At 72.5% G+C, this 20,375-nt stretch carries 21 protein-coding genes; 14 read left to right on the top strand and 7 right to left on the bottom strand.

The features are described 5' to 3' along the window. Nucleotides 1-38 precede the first annotated feature (38 nt). The 6 genes from asnB to WMF27_RS44495 all read left to right on the top strand — a co-directional run bounded on the left by asnB (nt 39) and on the right by WMF27_RS44495 (nt 6,771). Nucleotides 39-1,844 carry an asparagine synthase (glutamine-hydrolyzing) gene (gene asnB, locus WMF27_RS44520; RefSeq protein WP_437762799.1) on the top strand — a complete coding sequence of 602 codons (1,806 nt, stop codon included), beginning with the start codon at nt 39-41 and terminating at the stop codon, nt 1,842-1,844. Nucleotides 1,845-2,027: 183 nt separating this feature from the next. Next, nucleotides 2,028-2,864: a nicotianamine synthase family protein gene (locus WMF27_RS44515; protein ID WP_437762800.1), complete on the top strand. Its 837-nt coding sequence runs from the start codon at nt 2,028-2,030 to the stop codon at nt 2,862-2,864. A 53-nt stretch (nt 2,865-2,917) separates the two neighbouring features. Continuing rightward, complete coding sequence (locus tag WMF27_RS44510; protein ID WP_437762801.1) at nt 2,918-4,069, top strand: methionine aminotransferase; 1,152 nt, start codon at nt 2,918-2,920, stop codon at nt 4,067-4,069. A gap of 29 nt (nt 4,070-4,098) precedes the next feature. Next, the gene (locus WMF27_RS44505; RefSeq protein WP_437762802.1) at nt 4,099-4,956 is read left to right on the top strand and encodes an aspartyl/asparaginyl beta-hydroxylase domain-containing protein; all 858 of its coding nucleotides are present in this window, start codon (nt 4,099-4,101) and stop codon (nt 4,954-4,956) included. 229 nt (nt 4,957-5,185) lie between these two features. After that, nucleotides 5,186-5,620 carry a hypothetical protein gene (locus tag WMF27_RS44500; RefSeq protein WP_437762803.1) on the top strand — a complete coding sequence of 145 codons (435 nt, stop codon included), beginning with the start codon at nt 5,186-5,188 and terminating at the stop codon, nt 5,618-5,620. A 26-nt stretch (nt 5,621-5,646) separates the two neighbouring features. Further along, nucleotides 5,647-6,771 (top strand): acyl-CoA dehydrogenase family protein, encoded by a 1,125-nt coding sequence (locus tag WMF27_RS44495; protein ID WP_437762804.1) that lies wholly within the window; start codon nt 5,647-5,649, stop codon nt 6,769-6,771. 52 nt (nt 6,772-6,823) lie between these two features. Here WMF27_RS44495 and WMF27_RS44490 read toward each other — a convergent pair whose 3' ends face one another. From WMF27_RS44490 to WMF27_RS44470, 5 genes are all read right to left on the bottom strand, one after another. Continuing rightward, on the bottom strand, nt 6,824-7,180 hold the full coding sequence (locus tag WMF27_RS44490) for a response regulator (RefSeq protein ID WP_437762805.1): 357 nt from the start codon (nt 7,178-7,180) through the stop codon (nt 6,824-6,826). An 88-nt stretch (nt 7,181-7,268) separates the two neighbouring features. Beyond that, nucleotides 7,269-8,003 carry a response regulator gene (locus WMF27_RS44485; RefSeq protein ID WP_437762806.1) on the bottom strand — a complete coding sequence of 245 codons (735 nt, stop codon included), beginning with the start codon at nt 8,001-8,003 and terminating at the stop codon, nt 7,269-7,271. 30 nt (nt 8,004-8,033) lie between these two features. Continuing rightward, entirely contained in the window at nt 8,034-9,611 is a 1,578-nt protein-coding gene (locus tag WMF27_RS44480) for a sensor histidine kinase (protein WP_437943601.1), read from the bottom strand. Between the two features lie 25 nt (nt 9,612-9,636). Next, nucleotides 9,637-10,371, bottom strand: coding sequence for a sensor histidine kinase (locus WMF27_RS44475; protein WP_437762808.1), 735 nt, complete (start codon nt 10,369-10,371; stop codon nt 9,637-9,639). 46 nt (nt 10,372-10,417) lie between these two features. Then, nucleotides 10,418-11,032: a response regulator transcription factor gene (locus tag WMF27_RS44470; RefSeq protein ID WP_437762809.1), complete on the bottom strand. Its 615-nt coding sequence runs from the start codon at nt 11,030-11,032 to the stop codon at nt 10,418-10,420. A gap of 736 nt (nt 11,033-11,768) precedes the next feature. Between WMF27_RS44470 and WMF27_RS44465 the strand changes: the two genes are divergently transcribed. The 5 genes from WMF27_RS44465 (at nt 11,769) to WMF27_RS44445 (ending at nt 14,998) form a co-directional block, all read left to right on the top strand. Further along, on the top strand, nt 11,769-12,260 hold the full coding sequence (locus WMF27_RS44465) for a GreA/GreB family elongation factor (protein ID WP_437762810.1): 492 nt from the start codon (nt 11,769-11,771) through the stop codon (nt 12,258-12,260). A gap of 156 nt (nt 12,261-12,416) precedes the next feature. Then, the gene (locus WMF27_RS44460) at nt 12,417-13,544 is read left to right on the top strand and encodes a Spy/CpxP family protein refolding chaperone (protein WP_437943600.1); all 1,128 of its coding nucleotides are present in this window, start codon (nt 12,417-12,419) and stop codon (nt 13,542-13,544) included. A 29-nt stretch (nt 13,545-13,573) separates the two neighbouring features. Continuing rightward, nucleotides 13,574-14,149 (top strand): RNA polymerase sigma factor, encoded by a 576-nt coding sequence (locus tag WMF27_RS44455; protein WP_437943599.1) that lies wholly within the window; start codon nt 13,574-13,576, stop codon nt 14,147-14,149. Beyond that, nucleotides 14,142-14,540 carry a hypothetical protein gene (locus WMF27_RS44450; protein ID WP_437762813.1) on the top strand — a complete coding sequence of 133 codons (399 nt, stop codon included), beginning with the start codon at nt 14,142-14,144 and terminating at the stop codon, nt 14,538-14,540. The genes WMF27_RS44455 and WMF27_RS44450 overlap by 8 nt, the downstream gene beginning before the upstream one ends. Then, a complete protein-coding gene (locus tag WMF27_RS44445) occupies nt 14,537-14,998 on the top strand; it encodes a hypothetical protein (protein WP_437762814.1) in 462 nt (153 codons plus the stop codon). The genes WMF27_RS44450 and WMF27_RS44445 overlap by 4 nt, the downstream gene beginning before the upstream one ends. A gap of 41 nt (nt 14,999-15,039) precedes the next feature. Here WMF27_RS44445 and WMF27_RS44440 read toward each other — a convergent pair whose 3' ends face one another. Then, a complete protein-coding gene (locus tag WMF27_RS44440) occupies nt 15,040-15,963 on the bottom strand; it encodes an NAD(P)/FAD-dependent oxidoreductase (RefSeq protein ID WP_437762815.1) in 924 nt (307 codons plus the stop codon). A 124-nt stretch (nt 15,964-16,087) separates the two neighbouring features. Here WMF27_RS44440 and WMF27_RS44435 point away from each other — a divergent pair, with 124 nt between their 5' ends. The 3 genes from WMF27_RS44435 (at nt 16,088) to WMF27_RS44425 (ending at nt 19,347) form a co-directional block, all read left to right on the top strand. Further along, nucleotides 16,088-17,065 (top strand): DUF4349 domain-containing protein, encoded by a 978-nt coding sequence (locus tag WMF27_RS44435; RefSeq protein WP_437762816.1) that lies wholly within the window; start codon nt 16,088-16,090, stop codon nt 17,063-17,065. 214 nt (nt 17,066-17,279) lie between these two features. Further along, nucleotides 17,280-17,618, top strand: a complete 339-nt coding sequence (locus tag WMF27_RS44430; protein ID WP_437762817.1) for a hypothetical protein — start codon at nt 17,280-17,282, stop codon at nt 17,616-17,618. A 385-nt stretch (nt 17,619-18,003) separates the two neighbouring features. Continuing rightward, nucleotides 18,004-19,347, top strand: a complete 1,344-nt coding sequence (locus tag WMF27_RS44425; RefSeq protein WP_437762818.1) for a PAS domain-containing protein — start codon at nt 18,004-18,006, stop codon at nt 19,345-19,347. Nucleotide 19,348: 1 nt separating this feature from the next. Here WMF27_RS44425 and WMF27_RS44420 read toward each other — a convergent pair whose 3' ends face one another. Continuing rightward, nucleotides 19,349-20,359: a hypothetical protein gene (locus WMF27_RS44420; protein WP_437762819.1), complete on the bottom strand. Its 1,011-nt coding sequence runs from the start codon at nt 20,357-20,359 to the stop codon at nt 19,349-19,351. Nucleotides 20,360-20,375 lie beyond the last annotated feature (16 nt).

Genomic DNA, 20,375 nt, shown 5'->3' with positions numbered 1-20,375 from the left:
CACGTCACGTTCCGGTCCCAGCTCCAGGAGAGTGCTCGATGTGTTCGATCGCTGGCATCTTCAACAAGAAGCATCCCATCGGCGCCGCGCAGCGCGACGAGATGGCGTCGCTCCTCGAGGCGATGCACCACCGGGGGCCGGACGCGCGGGGCGCCCTGCAATGCGCGAGCTGGGCCCTGCTCGGCAGCAACCGGCTGCGCATCACGGACGCCGGGAACCCCGGCGCGGACATGCCGCTCACCTCGGCCGATCAGCGCCTCGCCATCGTCTTCAACGGCGAGATCTACAACCACCGCGACCTGCGCGCGCGGCTGTCGGGGTTCCCGTTCAGGACCGCCTCGGACACCGAGGTCATCCTCGCGGCGTATGAGGCATGGGGGCTCGCCTGCGTGGAGCACCTCGAGGGCATGTTCGCCTTCGCCCTGTTCGACAGCGCGACACAGACGGGGCTCATCGCCTGCGACCCCACCGGACAGAAGACCGTTTACCTGTGGGAGGACGACGACGCCCTGGTCTTCGCGTCGGAGATCGACCCGCTCATCAAGGACCCTTACCGCAGGAAGGACTGGGACCTCGACGGCCTCGCGGAGTTCACCGCGCACCGCTTCATCCTGGGCAGCGCCACGCACGTCCGGCAGATCCGCAAGCTCGAGTCCGGCACCTGGCTGACCAGGACGCCCGAGCGGCAAGCGACGGGGCGCTTCTACCGGGTCCCGCGCGGCGACCTGGCGAGGACCGACGTCCCCGCGATCCGGCAGGAGATCAGGGACGCGGTCATCGACGGATGCCAGAGGACGTTCGACCTCGAGGTCCCCTACGGTCTCCTGCTGAGCGGCGGCATCGACTCCACGGCGGTCCTCGCCGCGGCCCGCCGCGCCGGCCTGCCGATGAGGACGTTCTCCATCGGCTTTCAGCCGACGGGTCAGCTCCTCCCGAGGAGCAACAGCGTCTTCGACGAGTTCGCCTATTCGAGGGCGCTCGCCCGCGAGCACGCCACGCAGCACACCGAGATCACCCTGTCGGACACCGACTACTGCGCTTACCTCGACCGGTGGATCGAGACCGCCGGTGAGCCGCTCGGGTCCCAGGAGGCGCCCTGCCTCATCCGGCTCTTCGAGGAGGCCGGGCGAGAGGCGCGCGTGATCTTCTCCGGGAGCGGGCCTGACGAGATCTTCGACGGGTACTCCTACGGTCGGGCGATGGCGGACGTGCCCCTCGCCGAGCTCGCCGAGCGCTACTTCGCCGCCTTTCACTGGTCCGGCAAGGCCGACCTGAGGCAGCTCATGCCGCGCCACGACGCCGCGCGCCTGACGACCCGCAAATACCGCCAGATCCTCTCGCTCTACAGCGACTGGCCGCTCGACAGCCTGCAGGCCGTCCAGCTCCTGCACTTCCACGGCCGGCTCGTCGTCTACGAGTTCCGGCAGATGGATCTCATCAGCATGCGCCACAGCGTCGAGGCCCGCTCGCCCCTCGCAAGCGCCGAGCTCGCCCGCGTCGCCTTCGATTTCCAGAGCGAGCTGAAGCAGCAGGGCGGCTCCGAGAAGGGAATCTACAAGCAGGCCCTCGTCGATCTCGTCCCTCCGGCGATCGCCTCGCGCAAGAAGCAAGGGTTCCCCATCCCCGCGGAGATGTGGTTCTCGAGGCCGTTCGCGGACAGGGCCGCCATCCTCTTCGACCAGGGCTGCGTGCTGAGCGGCGCTGGCCTCGTCGACCCGAGCTACCTGAGGAGGCTCTGGGAGGATCCGGACCCGGCCACGCGCAACCTGTTCTCGCGCCTGTACACGGCCGAGGGCATCCTCCGTCGCCAGGCGCCGCACCTCGCGCCGTCGCGGGCCGCCTGATCCCAGGCGCATCGGGGCGGGAAATGACGGCCCCGGCGCAGCGCTCGCGCCCGTTAAATGCAATTCATTTGCAATTGACATTTCAGGGTTCATGACGCACAAGTGGCCTGCCGGCGTCGGCGAGGCCGCCGGGGGTCCCGCACACCGATCCTGACGAGCGGGTCCGCTGATCAGGAGTGCCTCATGAACACGATCATCGACTCTTCGCTTCCGACACGCATTCACCGCATCTACAACGAGCTCGCGAGCATGGGCTCCCTCGAGCCGAGCCAGCGGGTGAACCACCTGTTCAGCGAGCTCGTGAGCATCTCCATGTCGCGCTCGCGCGGCGAGGCCGATGAGGTGCTCGGAGATCCGGCCGTGAGCGCGATCCGGGAGGGCCTGTGGCGCGTCTGCTCGCGCGGCGAGTACGAGCTGGAGCGCCACTGGGCGCGGCGCATCGCCGCCGCGGACGACCCGGCGGCCGAGCTCCGGAGCTTCCCGTACGCCGTGAATTACGAGAAGCTGACCCGGCTCGAGCTCTCCGGCCTGCGGGGCGTGCGCGACGAGCCGCCGCGGCGCGTGCTGTTCATCGGCTCCGGTCCGCTGCCCTTCACCTCGCTCCTGCTCGCCGAGCGCCTCGGCGTCCAGGTCAGCAACATCGACGTCGACGAGGAGGCGTGCGCCGACGCCCGCGCGCTCGCGCGCCGGCTCGGGCTCTCGGAGAAGCTCGGGTTCATCTGCGCCGACGCCCTGTCCTGCTCCGACCTCTCGGAGTTCGACTGCGTGTTCCTCGCCGCGCTCGTCGGCATGAACCGGCGCGAGAAGAGCCGCCTGCTCCACCACCTCCACGGGGTGATGCGCCCGGGCGCGCTGCTCCTCGTCCGCAGCTCGCAGCGACTACGCACGCTGCTCTACCCCGAGGTCGACATCCATGGAATGGCGCCGTTCGAGCCGCTCCTGGAGCTCCATCCGCACGACGAGGTGATCAACTCGGTCATCATCGCGGAGCGGCCGGGGCGCGACCGGATCACCGGCTGAAGCGGTGACATGCTAAGGTCCCGGCCTGTCAGGACCCGGCCGAGGAGCCCATCATGACCCGACCTGCGATCCCATCGAAGCTGCCGTCGACCGGCGTCAGCATCTTCACCGTGATGACGCGCCTCGCGAACGAGCACAGCGCCATCAACCTGTCGCAGGGCTTCCCGGATTTCGACTGCGCGCCGGAGCTGGTCGAGGCGGTCGCGCGCCACATGCGCGCCGGCCACAACCAGTATGCCCCCATGCAGGGCGTCCTGGCGCTGCGCGAGGCGCTGTCCGCGAAGATGGAGCGGCTCTACGGCCGCCGCTACGACCCGGCGACCGAGATCACGATCACCTCGGGGGCGACCGAGGGCATCTTCAGCACGCTGACCGCGTTCGTCCGACCCGGGGACGAGGTCGTCCTGTTCCAGCCTTGCTACGACTCGTACGCGCCGGCCGTGCTGCTGAACGGCGGCACGCCCGTGTTCGTCACGCTCCGCTTTCCGGACTACCGCGTGGACTGGGACGAGGTGCGGCGCGCGCTCACGCCGCGGACCCGGCTCCTGCTCATCAACTCGCCGCACAACCCGACCGGAACGATGCTGTCGGCCGACGACATGCGCGAGCTCGCGCGGGTGCTCGAGGGGACCGACGCCCTCGTCGTCGGCGACGAGGTGTACGAGCACATCCTCTTCGACGGGCGCCGGCACGAGAGCCTCGCGCGGTATCCGGAGCTGGCCGACCGCTCCGTGGTCATCAGCTCGTTCGGGAAGACGTACCACACGACCGGCTGGAAGGTCGGCTACTGCGCGGCGCCGCAGCCGCTCTCGGCCGAGATCCAGCGGGTGCATCAATTCGTGACCTTCGCGGTGAACGCGGCCATCCAGCTCGCCTATGCCGAGATCGTGGCGCGCGATCCGCTCGCCGCCGATCTCGCCCCCTTCTACCAGGCGAAGCGCGACCGGTTCCTGAAGCTCATCGAGGGCTCGCGGCTGCGGCCCCTGCCGTGCGAGGGCACGTATTTCCAGCTCGTCGACTATTCCGCGATCACGACGGAGCGAGACGCCGATTTCGCGCAGCGCCTCCTCCGTGAGCACGGCGTCGCCTCGATCCCGATCTCCCCGTTCCTGTCCGGCGTGGAGCCCGGGCCCGTCCTGCGGTTCTGCTTCGCCAAGCGGGACGAGACGCTCGAGCGCGCGGCGGAGCGGCTGCGCCGGGTCTGAGGCGCCGGGCTCCGCAGAATGGAGGACTCATGCTGAAGTACACGTCCCAGCTCCGAGAGATCCCCCGCGCCGTCGTCGACGGCATGCTCGACGACGTGGCGCGCGCCGACATCCCATGGACCGAGAACTACTCGCGGTATCAGTCCGGCGGGTGGAAGACGGCCGCGCTCTACAACGCGAGCGGAGACTCGCAGGAGAACGATCTCGCCGACTGCGCGCCCATCCCCACCGAGGTCGTCCTGCGGCTGCCCCGGGTCCGCGCCTTCATCGAGGGGTCAGGCCTCCAGCTCATGTGGGTCAGGTTGCTGCGGCTCGACCCCGACGCGTTCCTGTGGGAGCACACCGACTACGGGGCTCACAACCTGCGCCGCATCCCGCGGCTGCGGCTCCACGTTCCCCTGAAGACGAACCTGGACGCGCTCATCGTCCTGCCGTCGCGCTCGGTCCACATGAAGAGCGGCTTTCTCTGGAAGCTGTCTCCTCACGAGACGCGCCACGGCGCCTGCAACCGCGGCTCGGAGGTCCGTATCCACCTGATCCTCGACTGCTACATGAGCGGAACGCTGGAAGCGCTCGTCTCCCGGGAGTTCCTCGATCCTTACGCGCTGAGGGACAAGGAGCGTCTCTCGGAGGAGCGCTTCGCGGAGCTCTGCCGCGCCGCGGACGCGCTGGTGAGCGGCGGTCGCCAGGGCGCCGCAGAGGACCTGTTCCGGAAGGCGTTCCACGATCACGACCTGGGCTCCCTGTCGAGCTACGACCTGCTCGCGCGCTATCACGAGGAGCGCGGCGACGCCGCCAGGCGGGATCACTGGCTGAACGAGAAGATCACCTTCCTGAACCTCAACGTGCCAGGACATCCGTTCTATCAGCAGCACGCCCAGGGGTGAGGCCTGCCATCAAGAAGGGAACATAGACGAGGAAGGCGCCTCTGCCGCCGCCCAGGCTCATCCACATCGGCCAGCGCACGCGCCGCCGGCGGCGCCGGGAGTGGGAAAGGCGCCCGATTGCCAGCGAGGCCGGACCTTCATAGCATTATCATATTGCGGGCTCCGGGGCTCCACGCTTCGAGGGAAAGGGCGGATAATGCTCAGTATCAACCACGCACAGACTGGCGCGGTGGAGGACCTATCGCCGGGCGGCGCCGAGGCGCGCCCTTCGGCCCGTCGAGAGCGGGAGTGGCCCTCCAGCCCGCGTGACGCCGCCGAGCCGGACGAGGGCCGCATCAGGCCGGCCTCCGCGCGGCGCTGCGTCACGGCGCGCGCCGTCCGCTCCGACATGTTGCTCGTGCTGCTCGCCGCGCTCGCCGCGGGCGGCGCCATCGGGTGCGGACACGCCTGCAACTACGGCTTCTCGCCGTGCTCGGCGGTGTCCCCCGCGACCTCCGTGCCGGGCTCGACGGACGCGCAGGGCGCCTGCCCGACCGAGTATCGCCCCATGTGCTCCAACATCCGCTGCGTGACCGACAAGAACGGCTGCCAGATCTGCGATTGTGCGGAAACCGGGACGGCCCCGCTCCACCCGCGCGACATGCAGCCGCCGGACGGACGGTGATCGCAGCGCCCCGGAGGAGCGACCCCATGAATGCACAGAAAGACGACGCGAGGCAGGCCCACGAGCTCCTCGCCGAGGCCGAGCGGATCTCGGCGCTCCTCGCCGAGCACGCGGCCCGGCACGACCGGGACGCCACCTTCCCGGTCGAGGGGCTGGCCGCCACGATCCGCTCACCGATCAACACGGCGCTGCTCGGCGGGGCCGCCGGCGAAGGCGGCGCCCGCGCGCCCTGCTCGTGGCTCACCTTCGGCCGCATCGTCGCCCTCCTCGCGCGGGGCGACGCGTCGTTCGCCACGGCGTGGCTCATGCACCAGGGCGCCCTGTCGGTGTACCGCGGCCTGGTCGACCCCGGCGAGCGGTCCCGCTTCGAGCAGGCGATCCGCCGCGGCGCGTGGGTCGGCAACGCCCTCTCCGAGCCCACCAGCGGCAACATGTTCCTCGTGCCGCGCCAGGTGGCCCAGAAGGCCGAGGGCGGCTATCGCCTGACCGGCGAGAAGCGCTTCGTCACCGGGTGCGAGCACGCGGACTTCTTCTTCACGGCCGCGGTCTGCGACGGCCAGCCCGCGTTCTTCCTCATCGAGAGGGACGACTCGATCGCCATCGAGCCCGTCTGGGACACGCTCGGCATGCGGGCCACGCGCAGCCAGATCGTCCGCTTCCAGGGCACGCTCCTGCCGGAGTCGCGGCGGCTCGCTGTCGATCCCACGGCGCCCAACCCCATCCCCAACGGCCTCGGCTGGCTCTCCGTGGGCATCGCCGAGGCCGCCATGGCCGCGGCCGTGGCCTACGCCAAGGAGCGCGTCCTGCCGCCGGGAGACCGGCCCATCGCCGAGCTGCAATGGGTGCAGTTCGCCGTGGCCGACATGAGCCTGCGCCTCGAGGCCGCGCGCGCCCTCGCCACGCGCACCGCCGCCGCCCTGGACGCGGGCGACCCGAGCTACGGCCTCCTGCAGCTGCAGTCCAAGGTCGTGGCCAACGAGGCCGCGGTGGCCATCGCCACCTCGGCCCTGGAGATCGCCGGCGGCGCCGGGTACATGCGCAGCCGCCCCATCGAGCGCCACCTGCGCGACGCGATGAGCGGCCCCATCATGGCCCTGTCCGGCCCCGCGATCCGCGACATCGTGGGCAAGGCCCTGCTCGGCGTCGCCTGACGCCGCGCGCGGCCATCCCGCGCCGCGCGGGCCCGCGGGGCGTCGGAGCGCGTCAGCCGAGCAGCCGCCGGATCCGATCGAGCAGATCCGGAAAGCCGATCCCCTTCGAGAGCACCGCGTCCGGCGGGGGCGCGTCGCCGAGGGCCTCGTCGCCGCTGCCGCTGATCAGCACCGCCTTCGCGCGCGGCAGGCGCGCCCGCAGCACCGCCACGAGATCGGTGCCGTGGCCGTCGCCGAGGTTCTGATCGAGCAGCGCGAGGTCGTACCGCGCGCCCTCCGCCGCGATCTTCCGCCCGGCCTCGGCGAACGAGCCGGCCTCCTCCACCTGGAAGCCCTCGTCCTCCAGGAGCGTCGCGAGCACGAACCGCGAGGACGCGTCGTCGTCGACGAGGAGCACGGTCACGCTCACGCCGCCCTCCTCCGCCCGCGCGGCCGACGCTGTCGCGGCCGGGCAGGGCGCAGCGCCCGCCCCTGCCCGGCGCCATGTCCCGCGGCCCTCAGCACGTCCCCGGGTCGCTCCGGGCGCGCGCGATCGTGAGCATCAGCTCGCGCACCTCGAACGGTTTGTGGAGGCAGGCGTACCCGCCCTGGCTCGTGAACGCGTGGATCATCTCCGGCGTCGCGTGGCCGGTCATCGCGATCACCGTGATCCCGCGGCTCAGCCGCCGGATCTGCTCGTGGGTCCTCACGCCGTCCAGGGAGGGCATCCGGAGGTCGAGCACGCAGACGTCGACCGCCGCGTCCCGCGCGCGCTGGATGGCCGTGTGCCCGTCGTACGCGGCCTCCGCGCGCAGCCCGGCCGCCGTGAGCCCCGCCACGATCGACTCCGCGACCGCGGGGAGATCGTCCACCACGAGCACGCCGCGCGACGACAGGGCCCGCGCGATGATCCGCATGAGGTGCTCCATCGAGAAGGGCTTGTAGATGACCGCATAGGCGCCCTCGCCGATGCCCTGCTCGATGAGCTGCTCGCGCGCGAAGCCGGTCATCAGCACCACCGTGAGCTCCGGCTGGAGCCGCTTGATCTCCCGGAACGTCGCGACGCCGTCGAGGCCGGGCATCCTCACGTCGGTCAGCACGAGCGCGAAGCGCCGCTGCCTCACGAGCTCGAGCGCGTGCGCCCCGTCCCGCGCCTCGACGACCTCGTACCCCTCGAGCTCGAGGTTCGCGGCGAGCGTGGCGCGCATCCCCTCCTCGTCGTCCACCACGAGCACCGGTCCGGTCTCTTGCATCGACGGCCGTCTCCCTCCGCTGTCACGCTGTTATGCGAGCTTCAGGGAGTGTACCTCCGGCGCCGCAGCGCGCGGCAACCGGATGGTGAACGTCGTCCCCGCGCCGGGCGCGCTCTCCACCGCGATCGTGCCGCCGTGCAGGCGGACGATCCCCGCGGTGATGGCGAGCCCGAGGCCCGTCCCCTTCAGCTTCGTGCTGAAGAGCGGCTCGAAGATCTTCGCGAGGTGCTCCTCCTCGATCCCCTCCCCGTTGTCGGCCACCTCGAGGCGCACGGCCTCGTCACATGCACGTCCAACCACACGCACCCACCCTTCGCGTTCGACCGGGATCGCCTCGGCCGCGTTCTGGATCAGGTTCACGAGCACCTGCCGGAACTGGTCCTTGTCGAGGCTCAGGACCGGCAGCGCCGCCGGCACGAGGTTCTCCAGGCGCACGTGCGCGGGCGGCTCGACGACCGACATGGCGTCGTCCACCAGGGGCGCGAGCGGGCAGGCGGTGCGGCGGAGCCTGCGCTCACGCGCGAAGTCCAGGAGATCGCCGATGATCCGGTTGCACGAGAGCAGCTCCTTCTCCATCAGGCCGAGGAACTGGGCGACGCGCGGCTCCGCGCCGACCTCCGTCCCGGCGAGGCGCTTCTTGAGGTAGTGCGTCGCGTTCCGGATGGCGCCGAGCGGGTTGCGGAGCTCGTGCCCGACGCTCGCCGCGAGCTGCCCTATCGCCGCGAGCCGCTCGACGCGCACGCTCGACGCCTGGGCCTCGCGCAGGCTCTCGGCCATGTGGCGGAGCGCCGCGCCCATGCGCCCGAACTCGTGCTTTCCCAGGTCGGGCACGCGGTGCTCGAGGTCGCCTCCGGCGATGCGCCGCGAGCACTCCGCGAGCGCGCCGAACCCGCGCGCCATCGAGCGCAGGAGCCCGCCGAGGAGGACGACGAGGAGCACGAGCGCCGCCGTCATCAGGGCGATGCTCGCGATCCTGATCCTGGCGCCCGCGCGGCCCGCCTGCTCCGCGTTCCGCGCGACGTCGCGCCGCGCGTCGGCGATGGCCGCGTCGATCTGGGGCACGAAGCCCTCCTCGTACTCGGCCTCGGGGCGCTCCACGAACCTCCGGTAGGCCGCCGGATCCCCGGCGCTCGCCATGCGGGACACGTGGTCGACGCCCCCGGCGATCGCCGCGAAGCTCGCGCGCATCCGGCGCAGGCGCTCGTCGCCCTCCTGCGCCTCGCGCAGCGCCTCGGGGGCGCGCTCGCCCTCGATCAGCGCCCGCTCGAGCGGCTCCCACGCCCGCTCGATCGGCTCCCGCGCTCGCTCGAACGGCCCCCGCACCCGCTCGATCGCCTCCGCCGCGGCCAGGTCCCGCGCGACGAGCCCGGCCAGGTGGTGGAGCTCCTCGGAGTCGCCGCCGCCGAGGGAGATCTCCGCGGCTTCCCGCATGTAGCGGCCGGCGTGGTTGGCGAGCGTGACGTGGCGGGTGAGGTCCTCGTAGGACAGCTCTGCGCGCCGCTGGAGCCGCGTCATGCTGGCGGACGTGACGTAGAGCGCGCCGGTCGCGAGCAGCACGACGGCCGCCGCCACGGCGAAGATCAGCGAGAGGACGGCCCGGATGCTCATCGCGGCGCCTCGGCCGCGCGCGACGTCACAGCCGCTCCTCGGCGCCCGCGCCGGGCGGCTCGGGCGCCAGCGCGAGGGGCAGCTCGATGCAGGCCAGCGTGCCCGAGGGCGCGCCGCGGCCGACGGTGAGCGCCCCGAAATAGCGGCGCGCCACGCGCCCGGCGATGTTGAGCCCGAGCCCGAGGCGGCCCGGCTTGGTGGTGTAGAACGGGCGCGTGATCGCCTCCCGCTCCTCCTCGGGCACACCCGTCCCCGCGTCGCCGACCTCGATGCGGTAACGCGCGCCCACCACGCTCCCGCGCAGCGTGACCACCCCGCCCCCGGGCATCGACTCCGCCGCGTTCTCGACGAGGCACCGGACCGCCAGGGCGAGCTCGGCCGGATCGAGCTCGACCACGCCCTCCGCCGCGTCGACGTCGACGCGGATCGCCGGCTCGGCGATGCGCGCGCAGGCCGCCGCCGTGAAGACGCACTCGCGGGCGCTCGCGCTCACCGGCCGCCGCCTGAGGCTCGGGTTCGCGTCGACGGCGCCGTCGACGAGCGCGCTCGCCGCGATCGCCTCCTCGTCGATGACGTCGAGGAACTGCTCCACCCGCGGGTCGTCCCGAAAGGCCTGCTCCCGGGCAACCTTGCGCCGGATGAAGAACGCCGCATTGCGGATCGTACCCAAGCAATTGCGCAGATCGTGGCGCAGCGTGGCCACGATCTCCTCGGCCGTCGCGGTCTGCTCCACCGCGCCGAGCGGATCTCGGCTCGTCATCGTGGGGGATGGCCTCCTCGGGTGCCGCGTTCGCCGCCGCGGGCGATCACTTGAGGGTCCGGGCCGGGAGCCCAGCGTCTCCGACCCGCGCCGTGTCCAGGTAGCTCGACGCCGCGCGGGAGGACGGGGGCGGGTACGCGCTCACCCGCTCGCGCGGCGAGGACGCCGGCGCCTCCTGGGGGGCCTCCCGCGGCCTGAGCGACGGCGCGGCCCCCCTCGTCTTCGAGGCGGGCGCGGCGGCCTCGCGCGCCGAGGCGGCGCCCGCGCCGGCGTCCGCGGACCGCCGCGCGTGGGCGAGGCGCGCGAGCTCCAGGACGATCCGGGTGACCCGGGCGGGCTCGAACGGCTTGAGGATGACGTAGTGGCGGCTCGCCTCGCCGGAGCGGATGTACTCCTCGTCGCCGGTGACCAGCAGGCAGCTCGTGTAGAGCGGCAGGCCGGCGACCCGCTTGAGGAGCTCGTCTCCGTTCATCCCGGGCATCTTGTAGTCGGAGCAGACCACGTGGAACTGGCCTGTCTGCAGCAGCTCGAGCGCCCGGTGGGCGGACGTGCAGGTCTCGACATCGACGTCATCGTCGAGGATGGCCGCGATGCTGTCCAGCATCCTCCGCTCGTCGTCGACGACGAGCACGCGCAGCCGCTCCTGGGCATACAGGCTCACGATTCTCCTCTTGTGTGCTCGTGCAGTGATCGGGACGCAGCCCGGGCGAGCGGCGGCAGGACGCCTCGCGTCATGTCGCGCGCGCTCGGCCCGCGCGCTCCAGGCTGTGCGGCGGCGCCGCACGACACCCATGCTCTCGTGTCGATGCGTTCCAGCCCGGAGCAGCGGCGCAGCAGATTAGGAATCTACACGACTCACCCTTCCCCGGCAACGAAGATTCCTGAACGATTCCTGAGCGGTTCTCCGGTTCGCCGTTGTGGGGCGTCTTTGCGCGTCTTTGCGCGTCTTTGCGCGTCTTTGCGCGTCTTTGCGCGTCTTTGCGCTTCCAAGTCACCGTTTTGAAACATTCGATTTACACGAACGATAAGCGCGTCGGCAGTCCGCCGCGCGCGACGCGCATGGAATTGCACATCTGCAAGGAGCGGGGAGAGCTCGACGCGAAAAGGCGCCATGAGCTGCGACTCTGTGCGAGAGGCATCCATCACAGAGCTGCAATCAGCGCAGGTGTGCGCTCGGCGCCGCTCGCCGGCGGGTTCGCCGGCGGGCAGGCGCGCGGCGCGCGGCCTCCCCGGAGGAGCCGGGCCGCCTCCCTTCTCCTCCTCTGCGACCGGCCGCGACGGACGCGCGCCGGGCGGCGCCGAGGACGGCTGCGCCCCTCGGCTGTCTTCAGCGCCGCGCGGCGCCTGACGACCGTGGAGTGACCGCCGCGATCCCGTCTGGTAAGGTGTGCGTGTCTATGCCACCGGCCATCGACAAGCGCGCGTTGCTCGCGGCCCTGAAGGACCAGCTCGCCCGTGAGCTCGAGCGCTCCACCGAGCGGGCGCGCGACGCCGCGAGCGCCGTGACGCACGAGGAGAACCGCGCCGAGGGCGACAAGGACATGCGCGCCACCGAGGCGTCCTACGTGGCGCGAGGGCACAGCGAGCGCGTGCTCCAGATCGAGCAGGCGCTCGCCAGGCTCGGCGCCGTCACGGTGCGCGACTTCGGCCCTGGCGCGGGCATCGAGAGTTCGGCGCTCGTGGAGCTGGAGAGCGGAAAGCGGCGCGCGCTCTACTTCCTCCTGCCGGCCGCGGGCGGCGAGCGCATCCATTTCCAGGGGGTCGAGCTGCAGACCCTCGCCACGACGAGCCCCCTCGGCGCGTCCCTGCTGGGCCTCTCGGAGGGCGACGAGGCCGAGGTCGCCACGCCGCAGGGGACGCGCACCCACCTGATCGCCAGCGTGCGGTAAGGCCGGGCCGATCCGGCCCGCGCTGGCCCCTCCCGCCTCCCTGCGGAGCTCGCCTCCAGAAAAAGTGGCTCGCCCTCGTAGGGCCCCCCTGCCCGCCGGCGTCACAGGGATGAACGACCCGCTCGGCACGACGCGGGCGACGCAGGAGAAGAGTCCATGACGCAGTCTCGTTGGTGGAGGCTTGGTGGGATATTGCCGCTCGTCGGCGCGCTCGTCGGCGCGGCCGGTTGCACGGCGGAGACGGGGCAGGGCGACACGTCCCCGAGCGACGAGGCCGCCGAGGCGGCGCTCGCCAAGGGCCCGTCAAGGGCGGGCGGTCCTCGGGAGGGCTTCGGCGGGCATCACGGCGGGCCGCGCGGCCCCGAGCACCTCCTGCGCGCGGCGCTCCACGAGCTCGACCTCTCGGACGCGCAGGAAGCGACGATCGAGGGCGCCCTCGAGGGGCTGCGCGACGGCGCGAAGGAGCGCCCGAAGGACGGGGCCGTCTTCGCGGCGCTCGCCGAGGGCGTGCGCGCCGGCAAGATCGATCGGGCGGCGATCGAGGCGAAGCTCCCCGACGCCGGCCGCGCGGCCGAGGAGCGCCGCGCCCGCGTCGCCGGGGCGCTGAGCACCCTGCACGCCACGCTCACGAAGCAGCAGCGCCGGCAGCTCGTCGATGGGATCGCCGCGAAGATGGACGGGCGAGGAGAGCGCGGCCCGCGCGGCGGCGAGCACCACCGCGGCCCGCAAGGCGGCAAGCACCACCGCGGCCCGCAAGGCGACCGCGGCGGCATGGGCGGCCCCGGCATGCGCGGCGGTCCGCTGGGCCACCTCCTCGCCGGCCTCGACCTGCGCGACGAGCAGCGCGCGCAGATCGACAAGGCCCTCGAGGCCGCGCGCCCGGGCGACGCCGACCGGGTCGGGCGGAAGGAAGATCACGCGGCGAGGCGCGCCGAGATGCGCGCGCGGCTCGAGACGTTCGCCGCGGATCGCTTCGACGCGAACGCGTTCCTGCCGCGGCCGCCGGCGGGCGAGAAGATGGGCCCGCGGGCGCACCTGGACCGCATGGTCGGCGCGCTGGCCGCGATCGTCCCGATCCTCGACGAGGCGCAGCGCAATGCGGTCGCCGAGCGCATCGAGAAGGGGCCGGCCGCGGGCAAGCCCGAGCGCGGCATGCGCGGCCCCGGGCATGGCATGCGCGGCCCCGAGCACGGCCCCGGGCATGGCATGCGCGGCCCCGAGCACGGCCCCGGGCCCGGCATGCGCGGCCCCGGGCCCGGCGGGCGCGGCTTCGAGCGCCGCTGAGCGCCCGTCCCGGTAGCGCGCGCGATGCCATGGGCGCAGAATCGCGGGGGAACGTGATCGTCGACCTCAGGCTCGTCGCAGCGCGCGTCGCCAGGGGCGATGACGCGGCCTTCCGGCAGATCGTCGAGCACACGCGCGCGCCGATGTACCGCCTGGCCGCGCGCGTGGTCGGCGACCTCGCGGAGGCAGAGGACGCCCTGCAGGAGGCGTTCGTCGACGCCTACCGCGCCCTGCGCGAGGGGCGCTACGACGGGAGATCGAAGGTGGAGACCTGGCTGTACCGCATCGTGACGAACGCCTGCCTCGACGCCCTCCGGCGCCGCCGCGACACCCCGCGCGAGGCGCGCGAGGCGTCGACCGAGCCGCGCTTCGACGGCCTCGTCTCCGCCGAGGCGCGCGTCGCGCTGCGCGAGCTCGACGCCCTGCTCGCCGCGCTCCCGCCCCAGGAGCGCGCCACGCTCGTCCTCGTCGCCGTCGAGGGCCTGCCCGCGAAGGAGGCCGCGGCGGCGCTCGGCTGCTCCGAGGGCGCCGTCGAGCAACGCCTGGTGCGCGCTCGCGCCGCGCTCCGCGCCCGGCAGCTCGAGAAGGAGGCGCCGCATGTCTGACCGCGACGACGACCGGACCGGACCCGATCGGGACCTCGCGCGCCTCGCGGCCGCGACCGCTCGCATCGACGCCGACGACCGCTTCACGGCGGCCGTGCTGCGCGCTGCGACGGCCAGCGATCCGCTCGCGCGCATCGCGGCCGCGACCGACGGCCTCGCTCCGGACGCCGGCTTCACCGAGGCCATGGTCCGCGCCGCCAAGGCCGCGCCTCTCCTCCTCCCCCTGCCCGCGCGGCCCGCGATCGCCGACGGCATCGTCCGCTCGGGTCGCCCTGCCCTCGTCGTGACCGCCCTCGCGGCGGCCGCGAGCGTGCTCTTCTTCCTGCAGACGCAGCGCGACGTCGACAGCGCGATCATGGCCTCCGTGGAGGCCCTCGAGGCGAGCGAATGACCGAGCGCCCCGCGTCCCCGCCCGCCCTCGCCCGCTGGAAGCCGCTGGCCGTGCTCGCCGCGGTCTTCCTCTTCGGCGGCGTCGCCGGCGCGGCCATCGGCCGCGTCACGGCGTTGCGCGACCTCGAGGCCACCTTCCGGGGCCCTCCGACCGAGGTGCGCGCCAAGTTCCGCCTCAAGGCGATGCGCCGCCACCTCGACCTCACCGACCGCCAGGTGCGCGAGCTCAGGGCGACGCTCGCCGAGGCCGAGACCGAGCGGGACAGGCTCCTCTCCGAGTGCCGCCCCGCGCTCGACGCCCTCCGCGATCGCACCGACGCGCGCGTGAAGGGCGTGCTCACGCCCGAGCAGCTCACCCGCTACGAGGAGCTCGAGGCCGAGCGGCGGCGGCGCCCGGGCCCGCCTCCGTTCGGGCCGGGGCCTGGCCGCGGCCGCGGGCCGGGCGGTCGGGGCGACTGAGCGCCTGTCCGGGCAGCGCCGGCGAGGGCGCGCTGCCCCCGCTACGCGAGCTCCTCTTCTTGCAGCGCGCAGTTGATCCCGAACGCCGCGGCGGCGCCCTCGGCGGCGGCCACGATGGCGAGCAGCACCTCCTTCGAGGCGTCCCCGGCGACGAAGACCCCTTCCCGGGTCGTCTCCTCGTGCTCGGCGACCGTCTCGACGCCCCGCTCCTCCGTGACCGTGCAGCGGAGCCGCGCGGCCAGATCCGACCCCTGCTCCTGCTTCGCCTTGAGGAAGAGCGAGCGGCGCTCCACCGCGCTGCCGTCCTCGAGCACCACGCGCTCCAGCATCCCGTCCGTGCCCTCGAGCCGGGCGACACGCTCCTCGCGCACGCCGATCCGGTGGCGCGCGAGCCGATCCGCGTCCGATCTCGACAGGGACGCTGGTCCGTCCGTGAACAGGACCACGTCATCGCTCCACGTCTTCATGTTCACGGCGAGCGAGACCCCGGTGCTGCCCTGTCCGTAGACGCCGATCGCCTGATCGCGCGCCTCCCATCCATCGCAGTAGGGGCAGTGGTGCACGCTCTTGCCGTACATCGCGGGGAGCCCCGGCAGCTCCGGCAGCCGGTCGACGAGCCCGGTGGCGAGCAGCAGCTTGCGGCAGCGCACGCGCTCGCCGCCTTCCAGCGTCACCTCGAAGCGCGTCGCTCGGCGGCGGACGTCGGCGACGGCCGCCTCGCGGATCTCGACGCCGTACGGCGCCAGCTGCTCGCGCGCTATCCGCCGGAGCTCGGGCGGCGCGATCCCGTCGCGCGACAGGAAGCCGTGCATCTCGCGCGCCGCGTGGTTGCGGTACCGCCCCGAGTCGCACACGAGGACGCGCCTCCGGCAGCGCCCCAGGATGAGCGCCGCGCTGAGGCCGGCCGGCCCCCCGCCGACGATGATCGCGTCGTATCCCCGGATGTCCTCTTCGCGTGTCGACATGGTCGGCGCCCGCCTCGCAACGGGCGGGCCCGCCACCGGCGCGCACGGCGTGTCCGCGTCCTCGCGCGAGGTGGGCTCGCGGGCTCCGCTCGCGGTCGTTCGCTCGAACCGCTATGGTCGCCTCATGCGCTCCTGCATGAGGCTGCCTGCCGTGCTGCTCCTGGCGGTGACGCTGACGAGCGCCTGCGCCAGAGAGGACCGTCCCGAGTCGGCCCCGCCCGCGCAGGCCGCGGCGCTGGATCAGCGAGCGCAGGGCCCATCACCTGCGGCGTCGCCGCTCGCCGGGAGGGCGATGCGGATCACCGTCGAGACCGCGATCCTCGTCGACGCCTTCGAGCCGGCGATGCATCGGCTGCGGACCGCGGTCGAGGAGCACGGCGGCTACGTGAGCGAGGCCCGGGTGCACGGCGGCCTGCGCCGGAGCGCGTCGCTCGAGGCGCGGGTCCCCTCGGCGAAGGTCGGCGCGTTCCGCGCCGCGGTGGCGTCGGTCGGCGAGGTGGTCGACGACGCGGAGAAGGCCGAGGACGTGACCGAGCAGCGCGCGGACATCGGCGCACGGCTGCGGAACGCCCGCGCCCAGGAGAAGCGGCTGCTCGACCTGCTCTCCGACAGGACGGGGAGCCTCGCGGACGTGGTCGCCGTCGAGAAGCAGCTCGGGAGCGTGCGTGAGACGATCGAGCAGATCGAGGCGCAGGAGCGGTTGCTGGAGGGGCAGATCGCCTATGCGACCGTGAGGATGTCGATCACGGCGCGCGGCGAGGAGCAGACACTGGGCGCCGGCGGCAAGATCGCCCGCGCGGCCAGCGAGGGAATCGAGAACGCGGGGGTCGTCGCCGTGAAAACCGCGGTCCTCGCCGCGTCGATCGGCCCCACGTTGCTGCTCCTGGCGGCGTTCTTCGGGGCGCTCTACTACGCCCTTCGCGCGATCGTCCGGCGGCAGCGGCGCACGACGGCCAGCTTCCGTCCGCCCTTCCAGGCGGGCCCGACGCACGCTTACCCGAGCGGCGCGCCGCCGGTGCAGGGCGCGCAGCCTTCCCCGGAACCGACCCCGCCGCCTCCGGCGCAGCGTCCGCGCGGCGACGGCGAGATCGGCCCCGGGTGAGCCGGATCGCAGAGCCGAGCAGCTCGATCACCGCCTGCTCGGCCCCCGCGCACGAGATCCCCTGACAGCGCGTGCCGGGGCGCTCGGCGGCGCGCTCGTCAGCGGCGCGCCTCGCGCCATTGCCCCCGGCCCCGCGCACGCTCCTGTCGCCACACTGCACATTGCAACGACACGCAGGCCGCTCGCTGCCGTTCTGTCGCGCCTTTCAACCCCAATGCCCTCAACCCCACAAGTCCGGCACCTCGAGCTCACGGCCTACCCGCATCTGGAAGGCGCCTTCTGGGGGAATCTGTTTGCGCCCTCTCCTTACCTGAACGCCTGCTACGACGAGGCCAATCGCACCTATTCACGGTCGCTGATGCGGGAGTGCGCCGCCGGTCACCTCACCAGCGGCGGGGCCGTCCAGCAATGCGGGATGCTCAGCATCCGCGGGTCGTGCACCGCCTACTGCCAGCAGCTCAACACGAACGGCATGTACTACCCGAGCTGCGTCAACAACCTCACCGGCATCCCGGAGTCGACCACCCGGGTGATCACCACCTTTCTTCCCTAACCACGGGCGGCGAGCCCGAGCCGCGGGACCTACCGCTGGTTGGCAGGACATTCTCCGGGAACAGGAGCCACGCAAACACGAAGCGGCGTCCGTCCGGATCAAAGGTGTCTTTCACCGTGTCGATAGCGTCTCCGAGATGCTCCGATGTACGAGGTGGCGAGCGCGAAGGGCAGGTCCCGGTCGGTGGTGCGCGGGGCTGCGATGAGGGCGAGTCGGTCTTGCGTGGGAGTACCGCTGTCGACGGTCGACGCGCCAGCCCGAGAGAACGAGCCATCCCCGGCCGATTCAGTACTTCACGGGGCCGGCCCGATGGTGCACCATTTCAGCGCAAACGATATCCCGGACGGCGCGGGCGGAGAGCGGCGCGCAGGGCGCAGAGGGAACGATGGAGATCGATCGGCAGAGCGACGAGCGAATCAAGGCAGAGAACGCGCGGCTCCGGGCGCGCGTGGAGGAGCTGGAGCGGAGGCTCGGCTCGGGCGCGGCGCCGCGCGACGCGCAGCGCGAGCTCGCGGACAGCGTGCCTTACCGCGCGCTCTTCGATGCGGTGCCCCTGCCGCTGGTGGTCCACCGCGCGGACGGGCTCCTCGTCGCGATCAACCGGGCCGACTGCGCGCGGTGGCGCATCAGCCCCGAGCAGATCATCGGCAAGTACAACGCTCTCGAGGATCCGCAGGCGGTGAAGACGGGCCACGCCGAGGCCTTCCGCCGAGCGCTCGCCGGGGAGGTGGTCACGCTGCCCCCGGTCCCGTACGACACCGAGCCGGGCGAGCTTTACAAGGATCGGCGTCGGCTCTGGACCGAGCCGAGCTACGTTGCATTCGAGGACGCGAGCGGGAACCGCTTCGTGGCGGTGGTGACCATCGACGTCACCGCGCGCGTGGAGTCCGAGGCGCAGAGGCGCCGGGGCGCCGCGCTGCTGGAGGCCTTCATCCAGAACGCGCCGATGCTCATGCTCGCGCGGGACGACGAGGGCCGCCACACGCTGCTGAACCCGCCGGTCGAGGCGCTTTTCGGCAAGCCCCGCGAGGAGCTGATGGGGAAGACCCAGCACGACCTGTTCCCCGCGGAGATCGCCGACCGGCTCGCGACGCAGGACCGGGCGGCGATGGCGTCGTCCGAGCCCATCACCTCCGAGGACGAGATGGAGCTGGCCGACGGGACGCACGTGTTCATGAGCACCAGGTTCGCGCTCCGCGACGAGGAGGGCAGGGTCTCCGGATGCGGGGCAATCGCGGTGGACATCACCGGGCGGGTGCGGGCCGAGGCGAGGACCCGGCAGCTGCAAGAGAAGATGCTGCTCGTGCAGCAGGAGACGATACGGGCGATCTCAACGCCGCTGTTGCCCATTGCGGACGGGGTGCTGGTGGCGCCGCTGGTCGGCGAGCTGACCCGCGAGCGGGGCGCGCAGTTCACCGAGACGCTGCTGGACGGGATCTCCCGCCAGCACGCCCGGATCACCATCCTCGACGTGACGGGGGTTCCGCAGGCGGGGCCGGAGGTGACGGACGCGCTGATCCGGGCGGCGCGGAGCGCGCGGCTGCTCGGGGCCGAGGTGGTGCTCACCGGGATCCGGCCGAGCGTGGCGCAAGCGCTCGTGGCGCTGGGGGCCGATCTGGGGGGGATCGTGACGCGGGGGACGCTGGAGCGCGGGGTGACTTATGCGCTCTCCGGCCGCGAGGGCGCGCGGGCGCCAGCGCGACCCCGGAGCGGGCGCGGCGCGCACTAGCTCACATCCCGGGGCCGTCGTCGCTCTTCGCCAGCGTCGCGGCGTTGTCCTTCACCTGCTCGGGGGTCAACGGCTTGCCGTACACCGCGGCATACTGGATCGAGCCGCGAAGAGAGCGCCCGGCCTTCCGCGTGTTTCCGAGCACGAGATACCACGTCGGCTCCGCCCACGTGAAGACATAGTCGGCGGGCGGCCGCTCCGCGATCGCGTTCGTCCGCACATCGCCGTTCACGTAGAGATCGACGACGCCCTCGGCGGCGTTCAGCACGAGGTGCAGGACGCACGGCCGCTCCATCTCCTCGAGGGGAATGAACCACTGCCCCACGAACTGCGTCTTGGAGCCGGCGTAGATGTGGAACTGCAGCTCTCGGTTTCCCATCCCGTCGGAGTCGCCCGCGCTCAGCGAGTACTTCCCGAACTCTCCGGTGTCGGTCCCGAGGTACAGAATGCGAGACGGCACGCCCTCGACCGCCGCGGCCGTCACGCTCACCACGGTCTCGAGCGTGAGCGCCGCCTTCGAGACGAGGAGCTTGCTCGGGGGCGTGGCGGTGGACGGAAACGCGGCCTCCACGCGCGCGTTGCCGCCGAGGGTCGTCCAGCGGAGGCCCACGCGCCCCGCCTCGCCTTCCAGCGTGAGCCTCTCTCCCTCCGGCACCACGTCGAGCGGGAGCCCCGGCGCCGGTCCCGAGTCGACGAGCTTGCCTTCCGCGTCGTACGCGTCGAGGAAGTACCGCGCGAGCAAGCCATCATCGACAAGGCACGTCGAGATATGGCTCCCCGGCCCATCGCAGCCCTCCTGGGGCGCCCCGCCGCAGCCGCCGCCCCCCTGCCCGCAAGGCTCCACGGTGCCCCCGGCGCCGCCGCTCGTTCCGCCCGTTCCGCCGGCTCCGCCCGCGCCGGGGACGACATCCTCGTAGCTGTAAAAGACGCAGCCACCCCCGGTGAGCGCGACCAGCGGGACGATCGTCGAGAGCGCCCGGCCCATCCACGTCCAAGATACGATGCGCACCATCGGGAAGATCCCTCTC

Source organism: Sorangium sp. So ce281 (assembly GCF_051527395.1).
In the GTDB taxonomy this organism is placed as follows: Bacteria; Myxococcota_A; Polyangia; order Polyangiales; family Polyangiaceae; genus Sorangium; species Sorangium cellulosum_B.
This window is presented reverse-complemented; position numbering and strand designations above follow the sequence as displayed.